The following is a 16,816-nucleotide window of genomic DNA, read 5'->3' on the forward strand; positions in this document are numbered from 1 at the left end:
ATGGTTCATCGGTTTTGCACTTCGGAGTTGAATCCATCCGCCTTGCCATAAATATTCCCTTATTTCTGCTTTTGGCTTATTACGATAAAATCAGTAACACACCAGATATGATTGTTTTTGTTGATTTTTGGGGACGAATAACTGTCTACTGGTTGTGGTTCATGTGCTATGAAGCCTATCGCAAGTATCTTGGCCCTGAATGAAAAACAAAACCTTGGCACTTTTAATTTTGTAGTGCTCCTTAGTAACCAGATTTTTTGGAGTCCAAATTATAGATATATTGAAGCTATTGAACGGAGTTTAAGGACAAGCAACCGCCGCGCCAAGAGCAGCTAAGGCGCGGCAAGCATCAACCAATACCAAAGATCGGTTGCTTTCCGCTTGATTGGCGGCATTCGGCTGGCCTGTTTGTTTCAGTACGGACTTGACTGCGGTGGGTTCAAGTCCTGGATGATGTTGTAACAGCAGGGCGACGACACCGCTGACATGGGCCGCCGCCAGCGAACTGCCGGACAGGAAGTCGTAGCTATCGTGTGGTGCGGTAGTCAGAATCTCAAGGCCCGGCGCGGCTACGGCCTCTTGTTTTGTCAGCCAATGCGGATGGGCGGTATCGCCTTTGTGGCTTGCGGAAATGACCGGGATGACAAAATCCAAAGATGCCGGGAAACCGGGTTCGGAACCGTTTTCCAAAGCTGCGGCAACCAGCACGATATGATGCTGATCGGCGGTGACTAACAGCTTGTTGAGCAGGGCATCGTCAGGTCCGCCAAGACTGAGATTGATAATTCGGTTGCCCGTTGTGATGGCCGCATCGAGTGCTTTGGCCAGCGTCCAACTGCTGCATAAAGCCTTGTCGTTGCCTTGATCGGCGTACCAGCAGGCTTTGTAGATGTCAAGCCTGGCATCGGGGGCGATACCATCGATGCCAATGCCGTCGTCGGCGCGGGCGGCAATGACCCCGGCGACGGCGGTGCCGTGCCTGTCTTCTGCAAAAGAGATGTCGCCGCCTTCGACAAAATTATGGATGGCAGCCACGCGGCCTTTCAGGTCGGGATGTTCCTTGTCGGCTCCGGTATCAATCACGGCGACGGTCACGCCCTTGCCGGTCACCGTGGAGCGCACTAAATCGGCGCGGATCATTTTGGGCCCATAAGATAAGGCCCTATATGACTTGCTGCCGGTTGTCTGCAATCCGGCAAAAACCTGGTTGGATTGCACTAATTCTATACGGTTGTCGGCACCTAGGCGTCGCATAATTTCGTCCACGTCTACCGTTTCTGAGACCCGGTAAACCAAGCAGTTGACCCGTATGGAACTCAGCGGAAACTCGCCTACGGCTTGTATATCAAACTTGTCGAGAATTTCCCGGTTTATGGCTTCCCATTGGCTGCGTATATCCTCGGAGAGCGTGACGATGATCTGGCGGGACTGAAATTGCTTGGGGATGCCGACCACTTCGTTTAATAGTGACGGCAGATTGCTGCAGCCGGAGACTGACAGCAGCCAGGCTAATGCTCCCAGGCAAAATCTGCAATGGCGAATCTGCTTCATTGCCGATCCGCTCCGGCAATGGCTTCCACCAGTTTGACTTTAGAGTTGCCGCGCAACGCAGTTATGGTTTGTTGCAATTCATGCGCTCCGCCCGCTGTCAGTTGCACCGTGTAAACACCCAGTATTGACGGGCCTTGTACCAGTTGTCCGTGCTGTGTTTGCAGTAGTGCGCGGATTTCCCGTTCGGTGATGTCTTCAGCAAATACGATGGACAGACGCGGAAGGGTTGCCGTAGCAGGCGGACGTTCATTGGAGAGCGTCTGAAACAGTTGTGCTTCCGGCTGCTGCGGGGGCTGCGCCACCACCAGCAAGACTAAAGCCACTAAGACCACTGTTTCCAAGGCCATGAACCAGTATGCCGGGCTTGGGGTTGCTTTCAGCCAAGCTGATAAGTTAGCAAACAAGCCCGGCATCCTGACGGGCGATGCTCTTGTGTGGGTTGTGCTTTCCAGAACATCAATGTCTTGCAAAATACGCGAGAACTGGGTAGGCGAAGGCCGCCAGGCCAATACATCGCTGTTGCCTTTGAATACGTCATCGAGTTGCCGACATTGTGCGAGTTGTCGCCGGCATTCGGAGCAAGAGGGAAGGTGCTGAGCCACACGCGCTTGCTCGGCAGGGTTCAATGTGCCTTTTGCATACCACGGCAACAATTCGACTACGAAATCGTGTCCGGCATTATTGGGTTTGTTCATCAGCCGATCTCCTCAAAACCGTTAACGGAATAGCCGCGCTTTGCAAGCAGTCCGGCCAGTTTTTTGCGGGCATGAAACATGCGTGTCTTAACCGTATTGACAGGACAGCCGGTAATGGCGGCGATATCCTGGTAAGAGTTATGTTCGGTAAACGCCAGTTCCAGTACGGCTCGGTGCTCGGGTGACAGTTGCTCCAATGCCCACACCAGGATGTCGCCCAGTTCCCAGCCCAATACGGTACGCTCGGGATTGTTTGGATCGACTTGTCCTGAAACTGCGGCTACTTCATCCCAGTCGTTTTCGCCAAGTCCCGATTCCTCGGGTTCCAAAGCTTGCTCAAGCCTATGCCGCCGTTGCCGTTCCAGCAGTTTAAGCGCCTTGTTGTGGGCAATGCCAAACAACCAGGTTGACAGCTTGCCTTGGGCAGGGTCGAAGCCCTCGGCGCTTTGCCAGGCGGTCAGCATGGCTTCGTTGACGGCTTCATCGACCAGTTCCGGTTTTTTTAGCATTTTCATCAAAAAATTTCCGATACGTGGAGTATAGTCGTAGTACAAGCGTTCAAATGCCTTACGATCCTTGTCAGCGATACGGCGCATCAGCAACGCTTCATTGTCTTCGCCGCCGGTAGCCGCACCATTAAAATCTTTCGTTTGTCCGGTAATACGAATCATCGCCGCTCCCAGCACGGAAAAATCAAGTCCGTTTATTCTACCTAAAACAAAACGATAAATCTTTGTGCGTTATTTCCCGGTATCCGGCAAAAAGTTTATGGAGTGAGGAAATAATTTGCATGAACTGCGATAAGCAGCCCTGTTATAATCCGCGCGAAGCTATAGTTGCCCAGAAAAATTTTGTCCTCTTTGGCCAAAGGTAGTCGCCGTAGATACTCTGTAAAAAGACAAAAATTTATCTGTATAGAGTATAAGTTGCCGATGTTTGCCGGAAAAGCAGGCGGCACAGATCCATCTGTACCGCCCAGTAGATTAAGAAATTCAATACCCTACATTAAAACTGCGGTTCCCCATAAATAAAATCGTCCATGGTAACGAGATCCTGCCGAGAATTATCGCTGTTTAAAGGGTGGAGAGCTGCATTGCCGTTAGTAATGCGCACCTTGGCAACCTGCTCACCGGCTTTGAAATATACGCCCAGAAACGATAAGCCACCAGAAGGCGAAGTGGGTACGACACCTCTATAGAGGACTACACCGGTTTTACTGATGTATTCGATGGTCGTCAGCCCCTTCTTGTCAACATCTGTAAAAACGGAACCAAAACCGCTGACATAAGCTCTTTTCAACGCATCGCCCGGTACGAAAAAACGGACTTCCAAAAAGTTATTGTCTAGCGCGGTAAACAGCCGCTGGGCACTAAAAGTTTGAAAAATATCTGAATAACCTGCTTTGATATTGTCAAACCTGACCGGCGCGACGCCTAGATTTCCGCTCACCTGAGTACCTCTGCCGATACCGAAAAATTTCGCACCTCTTGGCGAGTTTTTGTTGAAAAAATCAAAAGGCAGCTTGTTGGGGGCAGAGACGCTGTCCGGTACGCCGTCCCAGTTAATCTCCCTGCGACCGTTGATCTGTGATCCCGGTGTTGCGCCGTTGACAGGCTCGCCCAGTGCGGCACGAAACTGGTCAACAGCCGTTTGAATATCGGCGGGAGTTGCTCCGTGGGCTTTATAGACGACGGGATCGGCGGTGCTGGCAGTACTGATTAGCACCAAGCCGAAAGATAAGCTTATAAAAATTTGTTTGACTGACATGATAGTACCTCGTAAAAGAATGTGTAATGTCCGGCGAAATTACCGGGATTTGATAAGCAACGGTTTTTACTTGCCCTCGTATGGTTATTTCCCGGATACGCATGAAAGGTTCAAATAATTTTTAACTTTATTTTGGGTACATTATTTGCGTTATGAATAAAAACACTTACAGGATTTCGAGGATGTTTGATAGATGCACTGCACCTGGAAAAATGGTGATGTTACTCATGGAATCATCCCAAGCCAAAATGCTTCCGCTTGAACCGTAAAGAAAAACGAATAATGCAGGGAGAAATTGATCGATACAATTCGCGCAGTTTGGCCGAACTGGAGGCGGTTCAATCTGTATAGGGGGGATTTCTTGGATGAGCCGAGGATTGGTTCCGAGCTTGAGAATTCCCCCAAAATAGACACCCTGGGGGTAATTCGCACAACTTGGCTTGAAAACTCACTTATGAGAGCTTTATCCTAATTATGGAAATATATTTACTTGAGGAATCTTTGAACATGTTGATTTCGTTCAAAGTTCAACAAGCTCATGGATAACTCAATCAACAAGTTACCGTTCGTCATGATCTGGCCGAAAAACTTAATCAGATATTTCTTAACAGTAAAAAGCTGATATTCCCCTGCAACCAGATTTTTTGGGTATCTCAATTAAACTTTTCGGCACTGTAATAACATCCCGTACGGCGTGTAAATGGTAGGGAGATTCGCGCTCCAAAACGAAGCCTCAGCAACAAAACTTCTTTCGGAGTTTTTCAGAAAATCTATTATATCTAGCGATATTGATCATACAGGGTGCGTTATGTTGTCATGGCGGTTTGCTATCGCGAAACCGCCCTACACTCTAAAACCTTCAGGCAGTGATCGTAGAATAGGGATGTCGCGCCATTGAGCCGGATGCTTTGATTGATGGCAATATCATCTCTTGCTGCGTTGATTTAATCAGCGTTTCCCCTAACTAGGCGAAAACCTAAATCATGCGTACGGGTCACCGGCAAAGCGCTAAAACGAACGGCTGAACGCAGGTTGGTGGCTTTGCCAATAAAACTGCCGCCACGATAGACGCGATATTTCCCAGTTTCCGGCCCTAAAGGATTGTTTGCCGGGCTGTCACTGTAATAGCTTGGGCTATACCAGTCTTGCACCCATTCCCAGACATTGCCGTGCATGTCATATAAGCCCCAGTCGTTGGGTTGTTTCTGGGCCACTTCATGAGTACTGCCCTTGTAGCCCAGATTGCCAAACCAGGCATACCCTGCCAGGGAGCTTGGGTTATCGCCATAACAATAATCGGAATCGCTGCCCGCTCTTGCCGTATACTCCCATTCGGCTTCGGTTGGCAGCCGGAAGTGGTTGCCGCCGTCTTTGGCATTCAGCCGCTGGATAAATTCCTGGATGTCATTCCAGCTTACCCTGTCCACCGGTTTGTCTGCGACTTTGGTCTTGCTGGGGTTATTGCCCATGACATCTTCCCATTGTTTTTGTGTCACCTCGGTTTCGCCCATGTAGAAAGGTTTTTCTATGCACACACGATGGCTGGGTGTTTCGCCAATAGTCCTGTCGGTTGGAGTTTCATCATTGCCCATCTGAAAACAGCCGGATTCAATGAATATAAACTTCATTCCGTTAAAAGTTTTACTGTCTATTGCATCTGCGGATTGCATGTAAAAAATGGTCAAGAAAAGCGTAATAAAGATCAGGTTTAAGGTTTTTATTTGGTTATGTTGGGTTCTCATCAGGTTTCTCCTTATCGATCTATGTAGAAGTGGTGTTGTATGTCAATGCGAAATTTGCGGCGACACATTTAAGATTTGACTATTTTTGGAGACGCTTAATTCTCTACCTTTTTTTATAAGACTGTCCACTTTTTGTATAATTGAGCGTATTGTAATATGCAAAGCTTAACCTCCTACTCATATCCGCCTTTCAAAGAGTTGACGGTTTGTGAGAAAATTGTTTTTGTCAATCCGTTAGACATTAACCACCGATCAACTTTTCAAGGAAACAGCGACAGGCTAGCTGGGTCAAGTCCACGACACTGACGAATAGCTTTCACGCTCACATGAACCCACCTAAGCCTTTTAAAATTTTTTTTAGCGCAGGCGAATCGTCCGGCGACCAACATGCCGCCAACATGTTTTTGGAGCTAAAAAAACGTCAATCTGACATCAAGGGCATCGGCATGGGCGGCGCAAAAATGGAGTTGGCGGGAATCGACATCCGTTACGATTCATCCGCTATCGCGGTGATCGGTGTGGTTGAGGTCATCAAACATTATGGCGAAATCCTCCGTGCATTAAAATCCATGCAGCGGCTGTTGCTGGCAGAACGGCCTGATTTGCTGGTCTGCGTCGATTATAAAGAGTTCAACTTCAAATTGGCTCGTTTTGCCAAGCAGAACGGCATCAAGGTGTTGTTTTATGTCAGCCCGCAGGTTTGGGCGTGGCGTCCGGGCCGGGCAAAGGAATATGGCGCAGTCATCGACATGATGGCGGTGATCTTTCCTTTTGAAGTCGCCTATTACGAAGCTGAACGAGTGCCGGTCCGTTATGTGGGGCATCCTTCTGTGGATAAAGTCTATCCTCAACGCAGTAAAGAGGATGATTTACAGATTTTTGGGTTTGAAAACACAAAACCCGTCGTTGGGATTTTACCCGGTAGTCGCAGGAATGAAATAGAACGCATGTTGCCCGTGATGTTAGACGCTGCCCATCAACTCCAAAACAAGTTTCCTGGTATCCATTTCTTATTGCCGCAAGCCGATTCAATCCCCGATACGCTGTTAGCCGACCATTTAAGGGCTGCACGGTTAATGATTACGGTCATCAAACATAAGCCCTACGATGCCATACAATGCTGCGACGCCATCATGACCACATCAGGCACTGCAAGCCTGGAGATTGCGCTATTAGGCGTTCCTATGGTCATTGCCTACAAATTATCCCCCCTGACGTATTGGCTGGGGAGGTGGCTGGTAAAGACACCTTATATTGGGTTGCCCAATATTATGCTGGGCAAACTTGCCGTTAAGGAGCTGATCCAGCATGAGGCCAGCGCTGAAAATATGGCAGCAGAAATAAGCAAGATACTGAAAGATAAGCCTTACGCAGAACAAATCCGTCAAGACCTGCTCCAGGTAAAACAACAACTCGGTGAAGGCGGCGGTTCAAAAAATATGGCTTTGCTGGCTTTGGAGATGCTAAATGCGTAAAAGTAAGTTGCAAGCAAATCTAACAATGAAAGGCTTCAACGTTTGACATAAGGGGCACACTTTAGCGCGTCCCGCTTGATGGATGGGTTAGGCAGTAAATAGCTCATGAGCCAGAACCTTCAATGAAGCGAGCTACTTCATTACCACATACGGCACAACTACCATTAAGCACAAGGTCTCCGTTTTTAACGGTGCCTTTGAAGTCGGTGATTTTTACAACACCACAGCAGTGAGAACAAAACACGTTGGCGAGTAATTGGGGTTTTATTTCAGTGGGGATTGTTGCCCAAAATTCCGCAGCTTTTGGTGTGAATTGAGGTAATTTAGATATTGTCATTTGTACGATTAACCTTACTGCCTAACGCTTGCGATAACTCGCCGGAATATGCCCGGCGGAGAGAACGTTGTTTCCGTGGACGCTATTTAGCCGGGCATATTCCGGCGGGTTCATCGCTTCGTTATGACGCAGACTATGCTGCTCGGCATGCAATACTACGAATGCCATGGTACGCTTCCGATGAAACAGCCGGTTGTGTCTAACATGATTCCCTGTTTGAAGCTTCCCAGAGTGCGTGTTCCCACACCCACGAGACGCACGGAGCCGGAAATACCGTACGGAGTCTTGAAGTTGAGAAGTTCATACGATTGCTTTCGATTATCACGGATGAATACCTCAGTACTTGGAAAAGCATCGCCAATGGCCTTGCCAGCAACAAAAAGATTTCCGTCTTTATAGATGCGCTGTGAAGGATATGTCCGTATCGATATTCGGTGATACCCATTCCACCACGGGGTATGGACCGCTCCCGTGCATGTGTGCCTTCAACAGAACTCTGCCTTTGTCTCCTTGGAAGCTTTCTAGGCGAACGCCAACCTTGGCAATGTAGGGCGCATCGGAAACATTCCGGCGGGTTCCGGTGCTATTTCCACTTAGTGGTGTCGTGATCTTACCATTATAGTAAGTCGAAAACCACGAACATCCCAGTACGATAGGTAGCGGACGGAGATGTGGAAAAGGTTCGATTGTCACCCATGAATCCCAAGTAGGTGGGGAACGGAATAAATGTTCGGACGACCAACTGGAATTCGTGCGGCCTAACGGGCTGAGGCGGTTCTCGGTATGCCATATTGTAGTCCTCCGTGAAATTCACACTTTCGGTAGGATGGGATCTCAATCTTGAAATACAGCGTCATAACAAGTGATTATCCAAGTCTGGCTATCTTATACTCTTTTCAATCTTAATTGACAATAATAGCTTTCAAGACTAAGTTTTCTAAACGGGATAACATGCAAATAGACATAAAAAACAGTTTCTGGATAACATCGGTGATTGCCCTACCATCAATAATACTAGAACGCTTTGATCAAGTACTGAGAGATAAGGCGCTTCCTAATAACGCCCGATTCATTTACACCCAATGGCTGCGCTATTATTGGGATTTTTGCCAGAAGTATCAGCACAATCCACTTTATGCCAATAGTTTGCCGTTGTTTTTAAAAAAATTACAGGATAAACAGCAATCGGAACAACAGCAACAAGAAGCGCATCAAGCCGTTTCCTTGTTCCATGCCATGCAGGCTGCTAACCACAATCCCGCCAATCCGGAGAAAATTATCGGTGTTGTTTCGGCCAATAAGGATCGAATCATGACCACATCAAACCAGCCTTTGCCCCAACAAACCGGGCACGGCAACCCGCTAACCGCTATCAACCCGACGTCCGGTGATGATGTTGCTAAATATGTAGAAGATCTTACTGACTCAACTCATGCTGCTCCAGAAAAAACCGGAGCCAGTTGGGTTTTTGTGTTCGACCGGTTGCTGAGTGAAATCAAAATCCGGCATTATTCGCCAAAGACGCTAAAAGCTTATCGAGGGTGGACGCGTCAGTTTCAAGGCTTTACCAAAAGTAAAGATTACAGCTTGTTATCGCAACAGGATGTGGTCGATTTTTTAAGTTTTCTGGCGGTTAAGCAACAGGTCTCTGCATCCACCCAGAATCAGGCGTTCAATGCTTTGTTGTTTTTGTTCAAACAGGTGCTTAAAAAGGAGTTTGGTGAGATCAAAGGCGTAGCAAGAGCGAAACGTAGGCCTTACATACCAGTGGTGTTGTCGCGTGAAGAGATCGATTTGATTTTTGATCATTTAGGCGACCCGGTGAACTTGGTTGCCAAGGTTTTATACGGTTGCGTCTTGCGGCTTTTTGAATGCTTGAATCTTCGGGTGCATAACTTCACTACGATGCGGGGATTTTGACGATCCACGACGGCAAAGGTAAAAAAGACCGGACGGTACCAATACCGCAAACTATTGTTCCCGCCTTAAAACAGCAATTGCAGAAAGTAATCGCTGTACATGAGGCCGACCTGAAAGCTAAATTTGCCGGTACTTTTTTGCCGGATCAATTGGATCGTAAATATAAGAACGCTGCTAAAGAGTTTATCTGGCAATGGTTATTTCCGGCCCTATCGCTAACTTTGTTGCCCGAAGCGCAGGAATACAGGCGTTATCATATTCATGAATCAGTCGTGCAAAAAGCGATCAAAAAAGCAGTGAATGACGCCAAAATAACTAAACGGGCTTCGGCACATACCTTCAGGCATTCCTTTGCCAGTCATTTATTGCAGGCGAACTACGATATTCGCACGATTCAGGAATTGTTGGGCCACAGTGATTTAAGGACGACGATGATTTATACCCATACCGTGCAAAGCATCACGATAAAGCAGGCCAAGAGTCCGCTTGATTTTGATTCAGAGTGAAACGAGCTGATCGTCTGCAATGGCCGTACACAGCTATTCAAAACTTTTGAACTTTCAGGCTTGCATCGCTCACCCGTGATTCTGCTTGCCATCGCCGCCCAATGTTTTGTACAGCGCAACCAGATTGCTCAAAGGATTAGCTTCTCTAGTGTTACTCTCGGATTGATATAACGTCTGTTGGGTTTCAAGACGGCATTGTTAATTCAAGGCCGTAAGACGGATTAAATGTAGGGCGGATTAGCCGCGCAAACATACGGCCTACCCGCTTTGTTTGCCCTCTGGGCGCGTCTAATCCGCCCAACACTGACCCACTATCACAAGTTAAGTTATAATAAATGCTAATTTATTCTCGAAACTACTTATGCTGACCTATCCGCAAATTGACCCTGTACTGATTGCCATCGGCCCTTTAAAAATCCACTGGTACGGCTTGATGTATCTGGTTGGTTTTGCGGGGGTGTGGGTGTTGGGGCAAAAACGGGCTGCACAACCGTGGTCGCCGATCAAGCCGGAAGCGATAGAAGACTTGGTGACCTATGGCGCTATGGGCGTTATTTTGGGCGGCAGGATTGGTTACATCCTGTTTTATAATTTTAATGAATTCCTCAGCAATCCCCTTATCCTGTTCAAGATATGGCAGGGCGGCATGTCCTTTCACGGCGGCATGTTAGGTGTTTTTATTGCCATGTGGATATTCGGCAAAAAACAGGGTTGCACCATGCTGCAACTGACCGACATTATCGCGCCGCTGGCACCTATCGGCTTAGGCGCTGGCCGTATCGGCAATTTTGTCAATTCTGAACTTTGGGGACGGCCTACCGATGTGCCGTGGGCGATGGTGTTCCCTAACGGCGGCCCGCTTGCCCGCCATCCTTCACAGCTCTACGAGGCTTTTTTGGAAGGCGCGGTGTTGTTTGTAATCCTTTGGGTGTACACCAGCAAGCCCAGGCCGACGATGGGCGCAACCGGTTTGGCGTTGTTCATCTACGGCTGCTTCCGGTTTTTTGTCGAATTCTTCCGAATGCCCGACGCGCACCTCGGCTATCTCGCATTGGATTGGGTAACCATGGGGCAGATACTGTCAACGCCGATGATCATCATCGGGTCTGCATTATTTTATTTTGCCTATAATAAAAGTATTCCGAACAAATAAACCGATAAGGGATACTTTATGCTACCAAAAGACTGGCTCAAGCAATTTCTTGCATCCAGGCACATTGCCTCACCGGATGGAAGGCCGCTCTACCGTTATCGCCTGGGCGACAGCGAATTTGAAGCTTTAAAATCCGCTTTAAAAACCAGCGCGTTATTCGGAGTTGCCAACATTACGGAAGTAACTGGCTGGAATGACGCTTTTGTCATTTATGCGGCAGAATGGTGGCGGCGGGACTATGACGGCAGTTCGTGGTCCTGGGGAAAGGTGTTTTCTTCGTTCGGAGCCGATGCCAAAGCATTAACACCAACGCGCCGTAATCTGCTTGTTGAATCAGGTTTGCGTTATTGGCGACGCGAGGTGCGGATTATTAACGGCAGTTCCCGTTATCTGGGTTCAATAGCCATTGAAGGGGGATTGCCGCTTAACCAACTCAATAAGTCCAGCGGCTGGTTGGGTAAAGTATTCAAGCAGGTGATTCCCAAATACACGCGTTTGCAAAATACCGGGATACACGCCGACACACTTATCGGTGAATGCGACTACATTCCCAAAACCTATCAAAATCCCGAAATCCGTGCGATTTTAGGCGACATGGTACAGGCTGTAGTCGAGCTTAAACAACAATACCGCTTGCATGAACGCAGCAAACCCGTCAGTTATTTAGACCAACAGGCACCCTCATGGCGTGAGCGGTTCCCCTTACCGATAGAAACAGAAGTCGGGCAAAAACTGCTTTCCGATATGATTATCACGGCGGCAAAAGCCGATGACGCAGCGATGAATCTGCCATTTCTGGGCATCCGGTGTGTGCGTGATGACGGTTCCTTACAATTACAGCTTGAGTTTGCAGGTTTTATTGCTCTGGAAAAACTCAATCTGCCTGAGACGATACCTTCAAGGCTGGACGTTGAATTAGTCAGCAGTGAAGGGGTAATACGTTCGTTAGGTGTGGCGCTGAAAACTACTTATCAACAAAAATCGTCTTTAAAAATGCCGCGCCCCCCTGGAGCCATTAAAGGCGATCAAGCGGCACACGGTTATGCGATTCGCTTTAAGCATTTATCGACGCTTATTTGTGAAATACCGTTAACTGGCGGTGAAGAGCTGGAAAACGAAGTACCCTGGATATTTGCACAACAAAATGACGACTGGGTATTGGAAGGCATTGCCAGTGTCAGTACCCGCGCAAAACAGGTCAGAATTCTTTATCCGGCGTATCTGGTTTATCTTGAAAATAATGACATTCGGGAAATGGCGCCGGTTGCCAATAAAAAACAGCTCGAAGCGAGCGGTATTATTCAATTAACAGATCATGAAAACAGTTCTTTCATCATCAAAACCGCACAGGAACATTCGGCAAATTGTTATTCTTTACAAGGTCGAACGCTTGAATTTGCCAGTACACCTAAAGAAGCCTATCGAGGTTTACCGTTTCTGACTTGTGTCAACAATGAAACCGAAAAAAGGACAAAAATCCCTGCTACAAAGTTAGTCGCCAGAGCCGTTAACGCAAAAGGCGATTGGCAGCCTCTTACGCAAGTGCAACAAGGCATTTATAAAATTCGCCTGCACGATCCTCAGGGCAACATCCAGTTCCGTAAAAAATGTGCGTTATTGCCTGAACAGTTTGCCGTTCGCTTTAAACCTTCGGTGGATTCGTTGGATGGCACGATTTATCTGGATAATACCGGGCATGCGAAAGTTTCATGCGAGCCGTCGGTAAAACATAGCATTACAGCTGAGGCTGGCGGAGGCGGACATCGAGTTGAGTTAGTTGCCGATAATGCGCCGCCCAGTCATGTCCGGTTAACGCTATGCTGGCCGGGTATGACAGATATGCTGACGTTGACCGTTCCTTTTCCGGCAAGAGGCGGTCAGATTATCGATGCAAACGGTTATAAACAGTCATCCAAACAGCCGTTATTTCAGGATCAGCTACATGGATTTCGCCTGCGGCTATTTAATGAACAGCCTGATCGCAACCGCCATTTGCAAATCGATTTTAATCTTAAAGATGACACCTTGGATAACACACGGGATTTGTATTTTCGTCATGAGGTTGAGAAAAAGGGCGCGGTCATAGAACTGGCGATTATTGATTATCAGGACTGGATTAAAACCTTGCTGGCTATCAGCACAAACCTGGATAGTTATGTGTCATTAGCCGTGTATGAAAACGGTTCTGAACTATTGAGGACAGAAATTTTTCGCTATCAATTTTCTTTGGAAAGAAATCTGTCGTTAGGTTGCGTGGCATTAAACATTAACGATCATGCCTGTTTGCCTTATGACACCCTTGCACAAATTCAACTCATGGCTATGCGACTCTCCCAACCTGAGCAAGAACATGACAAACTGGATGCACAATCTTCAGGGCAAACAGTAACCAGTTGCTGGTTTTTTTATCCTGAAAAAAGAGTCGCAAGTCCGTGGTTGATTTATCCTTCAGCAAAATCTTCGGTATCTTTGCGGCCTATTTTATGGTTCGTCGGCTATGAACTGGGGGCTGAATCGTTAGCTGAGAGTGATATTTCAACGCTGCATAGCGCAGTTTCGTTAAGTCCAACACAACTCAAAAACCAAGCCATCAAAACAATTTTAGAACGGATGTGTACGGATTTTGATCATAGCGGATGGGCTTATTTAAAACATTTGTGGAAGCAATGCACTCATTTGCCTCTAGCCAGCTTTGATGTCTGGTCAATAGCCGTAACGGATACCAAACTGTTAGCTGCAATGGTACTGCAAATGGATGAAAGTTTTACCCGAAAGTTTAGCGAAGAATTGCCGATTTTTTGGGAATTAATACCACTAAATGATTGGCTAGCGGTTTTTAAAAATTACAGCGATTATTTAAAACAAGCGATGAGTGATGAAACCGATGTCTTCACTATTCTTGAAACCCGCATCAAACGTATCAGCCAGCTATGTAAGTCTATGGAGATTGTGTCACGAATACTCGAGCGTCGATTATTAAACATACCCCATCCTCATCTAGGTTTTGATCTGGTAAAGAACCAAATTTCTCAATATCTACAAGAACTAATCAGAAGACAATCCTATAACAACTGGCCACAGGATTTAAAAAAAGAACTTATTACACATTGGAGAGATATGGATAAATCTCAGCAACTAGGGATCAATCTTAAGGATATTTCTGAACATCAACATTCAGTGATTATTTTACCAATGCTCTTAGCGGCATTTTGTTCAAATTCAAACATAACTGAGACCTGGGCAGGCAATGCATCCGTTATTTTTAAATTGAACCGCTTGAAAGACTTTGATGAAGCTTGGCTTAACGACGTGTTCTTTTTTGCAGTGGCCTATTTTTCACAGCAACCGGCAGATTAAGGACTAAACCCAAATGTCCAGTTATTTTCAGCCCCTTATCGGGCAGTTATCGCAACGCTCAGCCGAAGCCACTTTAAGTATTCTAGGCATCAGCGATCCCGCGTTACGGCAATTTTTATCAGAGCAATTTAATCAACCGATAGGCGATAGCAACAATTTTCTGGCCGATCCGGTTTTTGAAGCCATTTTTGGCTGGGAAGAAGCGAATATCAGCATGGAGCGATTGGCCGGTTCTTTGCTGGAGCGGTCTTTGTTTGAGGCGATGAACAAGCCACCTGTTGATTTAAAAGACTACGCGTTTCGTAAAGACTGGCATCCTTATCAACACCAATACAAGGCCTGGCTAAAATTGTCTGAAAGCAAGCCGCAGTCCATTGTCATCACCAGCGGTACGGGATCAGGCAAAACCGAGTGTTTCATGGTGCCGGTACTCAATGACCTGGTAAGTCAGTACGAGCGGCAAAAACAACCGCTGGTTGGCGTACAAGCCCTGTTTATTTATCCTCTCAATGCCTTAATTAACAGTCAGCGTGACCGATTGCTTGCATGGACACACGCCTTCAGTAATGGCGTGCGGTTTTGCTTGTATAACGGCAATACGCCTAAAAAGGTTAAAAGTTTTAAGCAGGCGGAAACGCCGAATGAAATTTTATCCAGAACCTTGTTACGTAAAGAACCGCCGCCCCTGTTAGTGACGAACTCCACGATGCTGGAATACATGTTGGTCCGTCAAGTTGACGCGCCGATTCTGCAAAAATCACAAGGTAAATTACGCTGGATTGTTCTGGATGAAGCGCATACTTACATCGGTTCGCAAGCGGCGGAACTGTCGCTGTTATTACGGCGGGTATTGCACGGATTTGGTGTTAACGCCGAAGACGTGCGTTTTGTCGCCACCTCGGCGACCATTGGCGACAAGGATAATGCCTCATTACAACGTTATTTGGCTGATTTGGCGGGTATTTCGCAAGAGCAGGTAACCGTTATCGGTGGCAAGCGGGTTGTACCGCCGCTCAACAAAAGAAAAGGCGATTATAAGCAAAATACGCCCATAGAAACTTTGCTCGCCATTGAAGACGATAAGCTTGTATCGAAACAACGCTACAGAGCATTAGAAGACCATCCGGTCAGTCGCAAAATGCGTGAAGAACTGACCCGTGGCGCGCTCCCGAAAACCTTAACCCAGTTAAGTAACACATTGTTTAATGACCTTGCCGACATGAAAACCAGACACCAGAAAACGCTGGCATGGCTGGATTTATGTACAGGGACACTATTACCGGATAAGGATAACAAGCCTAAGCAGCCGTTTTTGCCAATACGCGGGCATTTATTCCATCAAGTGACCAATGGTTTATGGTGCTGTGTAGATGCCAACTGTAGCCGCAAAAAAGACACGCTCTTAGCGGACAACTGGGCATTTGGCTACGTTTATAGTCAACAACGCGAGCGTTGCGAATGCGGCGCGCCGGTGTATGAACTGGTTTTTTGTAATGACTGCAACAGCCCGCATTTACAAGCCTATGAAACGACACAAATGCAACTAATTCAAATTCCGCGCCAGGCAATTGATGAATTTAGCCTACACATTGAAGCAGATGGCGACGAGGATACCGAAGAGGATCAAGAATCCGACAATAAAACAGTAACGCCGAGTGAGTTAGTCAATCTGGCTGTAAAAGCCGATGCAGAGCTGACGCATTCTATTACCTTGTCACTCGATAATAAGCAACTCGGTGAAACGCATCAGGCCATTACGATTCACATCGTCAATGATAAGGAAACTTGTGGGCATTGTGGTTTTATCCCTGACCGTGGTACACGCGGTGTTTTTCGCCGTTGCCTGTTAGGTACGCCGTTTTATGTCAGCAATACCGTACCAACCCTACTGGAGTTTTGTCAGGATGGTAAAAATGCTTTGGAAAGCCCGGGGCGTGGGCGCAGACTGATTACCTTTACCGACAGTCGTCAGGGTACGGCGCGGATTGCCGTTAAAATCCAGCAGGATTCAGAGCGGAACCGCTTGCGGGGGCTGGTTTATGAAATGACTGCTAAACAATTGGGCAATGTAAATGATGCAGAACGCATCGAACTGGAGAAAAAACGCGATGAGTATTTTGACAAAGCGGAAAAATTTAAAAAAATGGGCTTGGCGGAAGCGGATGATTTTTTGAATTTCGCGGAGAAAACACAGCAACAAATCGATCACACAGCCGTAGTTCAACCCATAACTTGGCAGGAAGCGATTAATGCGCTTCAAGCCAATAGCGACATTTCAAAACCGATGCTGGATTATTACCGCGACCTGAATCC

General features: G+C 47.1%; 13 protein-coding genes. 7 read left to right on the top strand and 6 right to left on the bottom strand.

Annotated features, from left to right (window positions below; translation table 11 throughout):
- Nucleotides 1–203: hypothetical protein (locus ACLQ6D_RS08505; RefSeq protein ID WP_411726854.1), on the top strand; the 203-nt coding region annotated here is incomplete at its 5' end.
- 97 nt (nucleotides 204–300) lie between these two features.
- On the opposite strand, the gene ACLQ6D_RS08510 is transcribed toward ACLQ6D_RS08505, so the two are convergent.
- The 5 genes from ACLQ6D_RS08510 to ACLQ6D_RS08530 all read right to left on the bottom strand — a co-directional run bounded on the left by ACLQ6D_RS08510 (nucleotide 301) and on the right by ACLQ6D_RS08530 (nucleotide 5,755).
- The gene (locus ACLQ6D_RS08510) at nucleotides 301–1,551 is read right to left on the bottom strand and encodes a S8 family peptidase (RefSeq protein ID WP_411726855.1); all 1,251 of its coding nucleotides are present in this window, start codon (nucleotides 1,549–1,551) and stop codon (nucleotides 301–303) included.
- Nucleotides 1,548–2,246, bottom strand: coding sequence for a zf-HC2 domain-containing protein (locus tag ACLQ6D_RS08515; protein WP_411726856.1), 699 nt, complete (start codon nucleotides 2,244–2,246; stop codon nucleotides 1,548–1,550). The genes ACLQ6D_RS08510 and ACLQ6D_RS08515 overlap by 4 nt, the downstream gene beginning before the upstream one ends.
- Nucleotides 2,246–2,917 (bottom strand): RNA polymerase sigma factor, encoded by a 672-nt coding sequence (locus ACLQ6D_RS08520; RefSeq protein ID WP_411726857.1) that lies wholly within the window; start codon nucleotides 2,915–2,917, stop codon nucleotides 2,246–2,248. The genes ACLQ6D_RS08515 and ACLQ6D_RS08520 overlap by 1 nt, the downstream gene beginning before the upstream one ends.
- 334 nt (nucleotides 2,918–3,251) lie before the next feature.
- Nucleotides 3,252–4,013, bottom strand: a complete 762-nt coding sequence (locus ACLQ6D_RS08525) for a hypothetical protein (protein ID WP_411726858.1) — start codon at nucleotides 4,011–4,013, stop codon at nucleotides 3,252–3,254.
- Between the two features lie 944 nt (nucleotides 4,014–4,957).
- On the bottom strand, nucleotides 4,958–5,755 hold the full coding sequence (locus ACLQ6D_RS08530; RefSeq protein ID WP_411726859.1) for a formylglycine-generating enzyme family protein: 798 nt from the start codon (nucleotides 5,753–5,755) through the stop codon (nucleotides 4,958–4,960).
- A 326-nt stretch (nucleotides 5,756–6,081) separates the two neighbouring features.
- Between ACLQ6D_RS08530 and lpxB the strand changes: the two genes are divergently transcribed.
- Nucleotides 6,082–7,230, top strand: coding sequence for a lipid-A-disaccharide synthase (gene lpxB / locus ACLQ6D_RS08535; protein ID WP_411726860.1), 1,149 nt, complete (start codon nucleotides 6,082–6,084; stop codon nucleotides 7,228–7,230).
- Nucleotides 7,231–7,333: 103 nt separating this feature from the next.
- Here the strand turns inward: lpxB and ACLQ6D_RS08540 are convergent, their stop codons facing one another.
- Nucleotides 7,334–7,567 (bottom strand): hypothetical protein, encoded by a 234-nt coding sequence (locus tag ACLQ6D_RS08540; RefSeq protein WP_411726861.1) that lies wholly within the window; start codon nucleotides 7,565–7,567, stop codon nucleotides 7,334–7,336.
- Nucleotides 7,568–8,518: 951 nt separating this feature from the next.
- Between ACLQ6D_RS08540 and ACLQ6D_RS08545 the strand changes: the two genes are divergently transcribed.
- From ACLQ6D_RS08545 to ACLQ6D_RS08565, 5 genes are all read left to right on the top strand, one after another.
- Nucleotides 8,519–9,487, top strand: coding sequence for a site-specific integrase (locus ACLQ6D_RS08545; RefSeq protein ID WP_411726862.1), 969 nt, complete (start codon nucleotides 8,519–8,521; stop codon nucleotides 9,485–9,487).
- Entirely contained in the window at nucleotides 9,484–9,993 is a 510-nt protein-coding gene (locus ACLQ6D_RS08550; RefSeq protein WP_411726863.1) for a tyrosine-type recombinase/integrase, read from the top strand. The genes ACLQ6D_RS08545 and ACLQ6D_RS08550 overlap by 4 nt, the downstream gene beginning before the upstream one ends.
- 361 nt (nucleotides 9,994–10,354) lie before the next feature.
- The gene (gene lgt, locus ACLQ6D_RS08555) at nucleotides 10,355–11,146 is read left to right on the top strand and encodes a prolipoprotein diacylglyceryl transferase (protein WP_411726864.1); all 792 of its coding nucleotides are present in this window, start codon (nucleotides 10,355–10,357) and stop codon (nucleotides 11,144–11,146) included.
- Nucleotides 11,147–11,164: 18 nt separating this feature from the next.
- On the top strand, nucleotides 11,165–14,503 hold the full coding sequence (locus tag ACLQ6D_RS08560) for an STY4851/ECs_5259 family protein (RefSeq protein WP_411726865.1): 3,339 nt from the start codon (nucleotides 11,165–11,167) through the stop codon (nucleotides 14,501–14,503).
- Between the two features lie 13 nt (nucleotides 14,504–14,516).
- Nucleotides 14,517–16,816, top strand: a 2,300-nt coding sequence (locus tag ACLQ6D_RS08565; protein WP_411726866.1) for a DEAD/DEAH box helicase, incomplete at its 3' end; no start/stop codon positions are given.

Source organism: Methyloglobulus sp. (assembly GCF_046714055.1).
In the GTDB taxonomy this organism is placed as follows: domain Bacteria; phylum Pseudomonadota; class Gammaproteobacteria; order Methylococcales; family Methylomonadaceae; genus Methyloglobulus.